This window comes from Streptomyces tubbatahanensis (assembly GCF_022699385.1).
Lineage (GTDB): Bacteria > Actinomycetota > Actinomycetes > Streptomycetales > Streptomycetaceae > Streptomyces > Streptomyces diacarni.
Genome location: NZ_CP093846.1, coordinates 7,753,420 through 7,760,770, shown reverse-complemented (window position 1 = coordinate 7,760,770; position 7,351 = coordinate 7,753,420). Strand labels below are relative to the sequence as shown.

The 7,351-nt window shown below is 67.4% G+C and carries 6 protein-coding genes and 1 pseudogene; 6 read left to right on the top strand and 1 reads right to left on the bottom strand.

The window, feature by feature from the left end; translation table 11 throughout:
* The first annotated feature begins 1,658 nt into the window (after positions 1–1,658).
* From MMF93_RS33265 to MMF93_RS33570, 4 genes and pseudogenes are all read left to right on the top strand, one after another.
* Complete coding sequence (locus MMF93_RS33265; RefSeq protein ID WP_242757144.1) at positions 1,659–2,465, top strand: LGFP repeat-containing protein; 807 nt, start codon at positions 1,659–1,661, stop codon at positions 2,463–2,465.
* A 173-nt stretch (positions 2,466–2,638) separates the two neighbouring features.
* A pseudogene (locus MMF93_RS33580) lies at positions 2,639–2,847 on the top strand (hypothetical protein); the annotation flags it as partial.
* Between the two features lie 460 nt (positions 2,848–3,307).
* Complete coding sequence (locus MMF93_RS33575) at positions 3,308–3,661, top strand: hypothetical protein (protein ID WP_341483323.1); 354 nt, start codon at positions 3,308–3,310, stop codon at positions 3,659–3,661.
* Positions 3,646–3,903, top strand: coding sequence for a hypothetical protein (locus MMF93_RS33570; RefSeq protein WP_341483322.1), 258 nt, complete (start codon positions 3,646–3,648; stop codon positions 3,901–3,903). The genes MMF93_RS33575 and MMF93_RS33570 overlap by 16 nt, the downstream gene beginning before the upstream one ends.
* Positions 3,904–4,514: 611 nt before the next feature.
* On the opposite strand, the gene MMF93_RS33255 is transcribed toward MMF93_RS33570, so the two are convergent.
* Positions 4,515–5,084, bottom strand: a complete 570-nt coding sequence (locus tag MMF93_RS33255; RefSeq protein ID WP_242757142.1) for a TetR/AcrR family transcriptional regulator — start codon at positions 5,082–5,084, stop codon at positions 4,515–4,517.
* A gap of 83 nt (positions 5,085–5,167) precedes the next feature.
* On the opposite strand from MMF93_RS33255, the gene MMF93_RS33250 reads away from it, so the two are divergent.
* Positions 5,168–6,088 carry an NADP-dependent oxidoreductase gene (locus MMF93_RS33250; protein ID WP_242757140.1) on the top strand — a complete coding sequence of 307 codons (921 nt, stop codon included), beginning with the start codon at positions 5,168–5,170 and terminating at the stop codon, positions 6,086–6,088.
* Positions 6,089–6,136: 48 nt separating this feature from the next.
* Positions 6,137–7,351, top strand: coding sequence for an AMP-binding protein (locus tag MMF93_RS33245; protein WP_242757138.1), 1,215 nt, complete (start codon positions 6,137–6,139; stop codon positions 7,349–7,351).

Here is a 7,351-nt window from a genome sequence, read left to right as displayed (position 1 = left end):
CTCGCAGACACGACGCGCCGACGCTGCGCGTCGGAAAACCGGCACCCTCCGGGCGCCGACCGCGCCCCTCCGGGGCGGGGCCCCGGCCTCCGGCCGGAGCCAACCGGGCTCACTGGACTGGTATTTCCCTTGTTCCCGGTCTGCTTCACCCCCTAGGTTCAGTGACGCTGTGTCCCCCTCCGGGGCCACACGAGGCGGGCTACGGAGAGGAGGAGTGCGGTGCCCCGACCCACTCCCCCAATATGCACTGGAGAGTGCATATTGGTCCTTGGGCACATCCCCCGCCCCCTCGGCAGGATTCCTGACGCCAACTCAAGTATGCACGGGGGGTCGGAATTGGGGGCACAGTGCGCCGTCCCCCATCCCATAATGCCGCCATCCGGAAAACCGAAACAATGTCAGCTCAGCAGCTCACGCTTTCTCGATAAGATCGTCAATGATTCGCCGTACTTCGACAGTCGATACCGTTCCTGTCTGGCCTCGGATCTCGCAGTCGGGCAGTGCAGGTGTAGTCATACCAGCCGTCCTCGCGAGCTGTTAGGTCTACTTCCATATGGGTGGGCCACTCACAATTTCCGGCGGTGACCTAGTCGTGCACATATTGGCGTACCACCCCAGCCCAGTGGTGTTCCGGAAGGGTGTTCTGTGTCCGGCAGCGGTTGCAGTGCAACAGGTGCTTGACGCTACCTCGGCTTTTGAAAATTCCTTGCTCTGCCACTCCTTGCCGTTGCAGCCGACGCACAGGGTCCACGAACGAGGCCGTGGCCGGGTAAATGACAGTAATCCCAGTAGGAGGCAGGCCGGGGCTCCTCGCACAGAATGCATAGAAAACTCTTCGGCGCTGGGCCCTCGGTCCCGCACCTGGAGGATCCTCCAGCCCTTGTGGTGGAGGTGCGCCACTCAAAGACGTTGACCTTGGGCCCGCAGCGGAGCACCGTCCTGCCGCTGTGGTCAGTTCCGTCTTGGTTTTCTGCCAGCCGTCCAGGATGAGCGTGCGGGGCGTCAGCGGGTCTCGCGGCCCAGTGCAGAGTGGGGATCGGTTGGGTTACACGCGATGGTCTGGCCGCTGTGCGTTCAGAAAAGGCCTCCCAGGAGACCCCGCAGGGCAAGCCGTGGGGGCCGATTTCGAGCCCCGTACAGGGTGTTGTCCTTGCGCCGTGCCAGCACCGTGTCCACACCGGTACCACTCCGCGCCAGCGGCTCCTCTCAGGACTCTGCCATCAACCACGCTCGAGGCGTGGCAGATCGAGCGCCTTTTCCGGAAACTGACGATGGTGGAGAGATGGAACGTAGCCACGGGCACGCTACTGGCACTTCACGCTCGCTCCCCATGTGTCGTCGTCCTGGTGGCCCGGGCTGCCGTGGAAGTTCTGGACGTCGACGCCGTCCTGGTCGAGGTTGGCCAGGGCTCGCCAAGGTTGGGGGCCGGCAGCTGGATGAGGAGCGTGCCGGTGCAGCCCAGCCGGATTTCCTCTCCTCGCGCACATCTTTCGCCAGTACCTTTCCGAGGTGAAAACACTTCGGAAACTCGCTCTGTTCGCTACAGTCTGCCTGGCCGCCCCCTTCCTTACGTCGTCCCCGGCAGTCGCAGCCGACGGGGACTTCTGCGGGAAGACCGTCTCGGCGCCATCCTCGACAAGTACATCGAGGTGGGTGAGGTGTCCTCGCCTCTGAAATGCCCGGTGACGGACGAGGTGACTGCTCCCGACGGGCGCGGCCGGTACACCCACTTCCAGGGTGGCTCGATCTACTGGTCGGCGGCGACTGGTTCCCACGCGGTATGGGGGGCGGTGCGCGGACAAGTGGCAGGCGATGGGCTGGGAGACATCCGCGCTCGGCTACCGAAGTCGGACGAGTTGAAGAACGCGGACGGCAAGGGGGTGCGCCAGGAGTTCGAGGGCGGCACCGTGTACTGGTCGGCGGCGACCGGCGCCCACCCGGTATGGGGGAAGATCGGTGCGACGTGGGGCGAGTACGGCTGGGAGAACAGCGCGTTCGGCTACCCGGTGTCCGACGAGACGGACGGTACCGGCTCGTGGACAGATGGCCGAGGGGGTGTCCACACGTACCGGCAGGTGACGCAGCAGTTCGCCTCAGGTGCGACGCTGTTCTGGATTCCGGGGGGCGCAACGGAGGGCTGCGACGGCGAGTGCACCGGCTACAACGTGGAGGCCCCGGGCAGCCTAGTCAAGCGCGTGCAAGTGAACCTGCCGACGGACTCGGACAAGTTCGTACTGATGGTCTTCCCGACGGATGCCGGATTCCGGGCGGTATCGACAAGGCCGTCGACGGATGGCAGGAGGTATGGACGAACACGCCGAATCCGCTGCGCCTGGACACGACCGACGAGGCGGAATCTCTGCGTAAGCAGTACGCGTGTCACGCCGCATACGCGCACCAGGAGTCCGACGGCAGTTGGAACACCGGGAATTCGTGGGATCTGGAGTCGCACCTGCCGAACGTGAGCTGGACGTACGCCACGGACGCCCTGTTTGTGGCGATCCACAAGTGCAACTGGACGTGATCATGGGCTGAATGAAAAACGCCCGGGGAGGTACAGGGAGGCCCTGGTCGACACACACGCGATGCATCGCTTCAGGTACGTACTGATACGGGTAGCGTCACGTTCGGTGAGCGGGAGTTCGACCACATGGTGTGGCTCGGCTGGGTCCGCTCCCCGCAGTCGATCGAGGTCCGCTTCGGCACCAGCTGGGCCGGAGCCTTTGATGTCGCGCTCTGCACCACGGCGTCCGTCGACGCGGTCGTCCCCGCCCGTCCCCTGAGGTCGACTGGGTGCAGTTGCGCGCGGTGGAGAAGGGCCGGCGCTCTCCGCTCGCCTCCCTGCGGGCGCCCGTCCAGCGCTACGTCGGTGCTCCCTGCCCGTCGCGTCCCAGCCGTTCAGGAAGGCGGCCAGGGTGTGACGCTGGGCGTTCTCGCGGGCGACTTGCCGGGCGAGAAGGCCGCGGTCGGTGTGAGGGGCGACGGCGGCGAGGGCTACGTGCTGGAGTTCGGCCGGCTCCGGCATCCTCCCACTGCGTCGGGCGGGGCGGGTCGAAACCGTAGCGGCGGGCGAAGGCCGGCTACCGAGGATCGCCGTGTTTGCCTTGATCGCGGGCAGTTCGTAGGCAGGGGCCTGGTCGTAGGACAGCGGCAGGTGGCCGTATTGCTGTTACCAAGTGCGGACACAAGCTGGTGAACAACATCCGTCTCAGGGCTATCTCACCTTGTGTAGCCAACAGCAGATCCGGGTGGGTCCGGTCATGACAGGGGCGGGGCCCGCGCATCGAGACCTTGGGAGTTTTCCGCCATGACAATCCGTCGCGCTCGTCGTACCGTTCGTTCGGCCACTCTGGTGGCGGTGGCTGCCGCTGCGGCGTTTTCTGTGACCGCCTGCCAGAGCGGTGACAACGATGCGTCCGGCTCTCACAAGGCCGGTGCCAGCGCGCAGGGTCAGGCGCAGCACGAGAGCGCTTCCCTTACGTCCAAGAGTGCTTCTGCGGCTCGCACTCAGACTCTGGTCGATGGGAGCAAGGCCGAGGTTTCCAAGGTCGGTGGCCAGCACTACCGTGCTGAGATCGTCAGCGATGGTGCTGTGGTCGCGACGTTGGATGCCGACGGGCGTGATGCGGGGATGACGGGAACGGCATGTTCGTCACTCTGACTGCGGGGGGTCACATTTCCTCGTGGATGGATGCCGGTCAGCGGGGGCCCGGTACTTTCAACCTTGAGGGTGGTTGGAAGGCCAAGGTCACCGAGCAGGGCGAGGGGCATTTCCGCGCTCAGATCATTGGGCACGATGGTGTCATGGGCACGATGGATGCTGACGGTCGCGATGCCGGGCTCGATGCCAATGGCGTGTCTATCGTTCTTACCTCCGGTGGTCTCATCAGCTCCCACGAGTAAGACGTCGACGAGGCTCGGCCACCTCGGTTCGGGGTGGCTGGCGGAGTTGGGGCTGGGTGTGTCATTGGCCGTGCGGCAGATCCGCGGGTGGGTGGTCTCGTCTGTCTGTTCGGCGGTGGAGGGGGGTTGCTCCGGTCTCGCCTGGGCTGGGGTGGCCCCGAGGGGGTGGCGGCTCGGTTTCTTGGTTGTGCCTGGCCGCGCTGTGTTCGTCGGTCTGCTTGTAGGCGGTGTCGTCCTTGGACGGCGGCTGGCCGCGGACTTCGGTTTCGACGTTGATCTCGTCGATGCTGGCGCTGACCAGGATGACGGCGCACCCGGGCTGGGAGAAGGTCAGCCCGTTCGGGGTCGAGGAGTTGTGGGGAGGCTCAGCGTCCTCCTGCGCTATGGCGCGCCGAGACCTTTCTGCTCGTCCCCGTCCAGGAGGCGATTGTTTTTGTAGAAGGGGCTGAGGCTTTTTCCGTCATCGGAGTTCTTGTTCGCGGGGAGCATGCGGGTACGCGGTGTCGTCGTTTTTCTCCGCATGGTGGGGTCGGTCAGGTGGTTGACTCATGTTCTGTGGGGTGTGGGGAGGGCGGGTGGCCCCATAGAGCGAGCGCGGCGTGGTAGGGGTCTCAGTGTAGGGCTCCGGCCGTGCGTACTTCGGTGAGTGCTTGCTGTGCGAGTGGGCCGAAGTCTTCGTTGTTGTTGGTGTCGATCCACTGGTTGAAGGCGATTTCCCAGCTGAGTCCGCCCAGTTGGGCGGCTACGCGCGCGGTGAGGTTCGGGGTGCCGCGGCGGGTGAGGGCTTCGGTCATCGAGGTGGTGAGGTCGAGTCTTTTCAGGGCTTCGCGTTCACGCAGTTCCGTGTTGGCGTTGAGTACGGCCTGTCGTCGGCTGCTGAACTCGCGGCGGTCGGGGGTGAAGAACGTTCGGCCGAGCGTGTCGAGGGCGTTTCCCACCGTGTCGAGTGGTCCGGCCGCCGGGGGTGCCGAGGTGATTCCTTCGATGAGGAAGTCGGTCACTGTGCCCCTGTCGAAGAGCACTTCGCGTTTGTCGGGGAAGTAGCGGAAGAACGTGCTTTTGGTGAGCCCTGCACGCGTCGCGATTTCGATCACGGTCGTGTTCTCGTAGCCGTTCTCCTCGAAGAGGTCGAGGGCGGCGGTGGCGAGTCGTCCTGGTGCGTCGGGTTGCCAGCGAGCCATGAGAGCAGTCTACGGGACTTGGTCTCATCACTGATGTAGGGTTGATGAGACCAAGTCCCATCACTGGCCAAGAGGGGTCACCTATGAGTAAAGCTGTCCGTTACCGGCGATTTGGCGGCCCTGAGGTGCTCGAACTGCAGGAGATAGACGAGCCGCACGCCGCACCGGACGAGGTCCGCGTCCGGGTCACGGCCGCCGGGCTGAATCCGATGGACTGGCAGATCACCACACAGCCCGACATGGCAGCGCGGTTCGGCATCACCTTGCCCGCCGGTTTCGGCAGCGACTTCGCCGGAGTCGTGGACGAAGTGGGCGCCGAAGCGACGGGATTCGCGGCCGGCGACCGGGTGTACGGCGGTGCGATTGGCCGGTCCGTCGCCGACTTCGTGCTGGTCAAGACACCGGCGACAACGATATGGCCCACCCCGGAGGGCGTCGCCGACGAGGTGGCGGGCACGCTTCCGGTCTCCGGCCTGACGGCCTCCGCCGCGCTCGCCTCGATCGGGCTCCGCAGCGGAGACACCGTCCTGGTCGGCGGGGCGGCGGGCGGCGTGGGCATCTTCGCCGTGCAGCTGGCGAAGCTCGCGGGCGCCCGGGTGCTCGGTACCGCCTCCGAGGGCACGTTCGGATTCCTGCGCGGTCTCGGCGTCGAGCCCGTCGCGTACGGCCCCGGCCTGGTGGACCGGGTGCGGGCCCTGGCACCCGAGGGCATCACCGCCGCAACCGACCTGTTCGCCAGAGAGGCAGCCGAGGCCGCCCTCAAGCTCGGCGTGGCACCCCAGCGCATCTCCGTCGTGGCCGACGGCCCCGCCCCGCCGCCCGGTGTACACACCGCGGGCGCCCTCGACGCGGCTCCGGGCGCCATGGAGCGCATCGCCGACGCGGTCCACTCCGGCCGAATCACGGTGCCGATCGCGGCGACCTTCCCGGTCGAGCGGATCCGCGAAGCCGTGACGACCCAGGCTAAGAGGCATGTCCACGGCAAAATAGTGATCGCGCTGTGAACCGGCGCTGAGGGTCTGTAGTGAAGTGCTGGTCACAGCCACTGGCCGATGGCTGCGACCAGCGAGCGCGCCGCCGAAGCCGCGGCTGCCGCCGCCCGCCAGGCCAAGCTCGCGAACCACGTGCGCAAGCTGCTGGAGCCGGACGGCGCGGGGCAGGCCCGCCGCCGGCGGCTGGACCGGCTGGCGCCCGAGGCCGGTGACGTCGCCGTCTTCCTCCTGTCCGGCGGCACCACCGGGCTGCCGAAGGTGATCGGCCGCACGCACAACGACTACACCTACAACCTGCGGCGCAGCGCCGCCGCCTGCGGCTTCGGCCAGGACACCGTGTATGCGGCCGTCCTGCCCGTCGGGCACAACTTCCCGCTGGCCAGCCCGGGCATCCTGGGCACGCTGGACGCCGGCGGGCGGGTGGTGCTGCTGCCCTCGCCGCGCCCCGACGCCTTCTTCGAGGCCGTCGAGCGCGAGGCGGTCACTGTCACCTCCGCGGTCCCGGCCGTCGCCTTGAAGTGGACCGAGGCGGCGGCGCACTGCGGGCGCGACCTGTCCAGCCTGCGCCACGTGCAGGTGGGCGGCTCCGTGCTCGCGCCGGAACTCGCCGCGCGCGTCGGGCCGGCGCTGGGCTGCCGCATCCAGCAGGTGTACGGCATGGCCGAGGGGCTGATCTGCTACACGCCGCCGGACGCTGCCGACGATGTCGCGCACACCACCCAGGGCCCGCCCATCAGCCCCTGGGACGAGCTGCTGGTCGTGGACGGCGACGGGAGGCCGGTGCGGCCGGGTGAGGTCGGCGAACTGCTCATCCGCGGCCCCTACACCCCGCGCGGCTACTTCGGGGCGCCGGAGCAAAACGCCCGTTCCTTCACCCCCGGCGGGTGGTACCGCACCGGTGATGAGGTGCGGCTCACCCGCGAGGGTCACGTCGTGGTGTGCGGGAGGGTCAAGGACCTCATCAACCGGGGCGGCGAGAAGATCGCGGCCGGGGAGATCGAGACGCTCGTGCAGCGGCTGCCGCAGGTGGCCGAGGTGGCCGCGGTCGCGGTCCCCGACCCGGAACTGGGCGAGCGCGCCTGCCTGTTCGTCCGCGTGCACGAGGGCGCCACGCTCACCCTCGAGGAGGTGGCGGCGGCGCTCACCGGGCTGGGCCTGGCCGCGTTCAAGATCCCCGAACGGCTCGAACTCGTGGACGAGCTGCCCCACACCGCCGTCGGCAAGCCCGACAAGAAGGCCCTGCGGGACCTGCTCGTCCAACCCGTCGTGAGGTGA

Coding starts and splice junctions, on each gene's coding strand:
- MMF93_RS33575 (WP_341483323.1), top strand. CDS start 3,308: ATGACAATCCGTCGCGCTCGTCGTACCGTTCGTTCGGCCACTCTGGTG.
- MMF93_RS33570 (WP_341483322.1), top strand. CDS start 3,646: ATGTTCGTCACTCTGACTGCGGGGGGTCACATTTCCTCGTGGATGGAT.
- MMF93_RS33255 (WP_242757142.1), bottom strand. CDS start 5,084: ATGGCTCGCTGGCAACCCGACGCACCAGGACGACTCGCCACCGCCGCC.
- MMF93_RS33250 (WP_242757140.1), top strand. CDS start 5,168: ATGAGTAAAGCTGTCCGTTACCGGCGATTTGGCGGCCCTGAGGTGCTC.
- MMF93_RS33245 (WP_242757138.1), top strand. CDS start 6,137: ATGGCTGCGACCAGCGAGCGCGCCGCCGAAGCCGCGGCTGCCGCCGCC.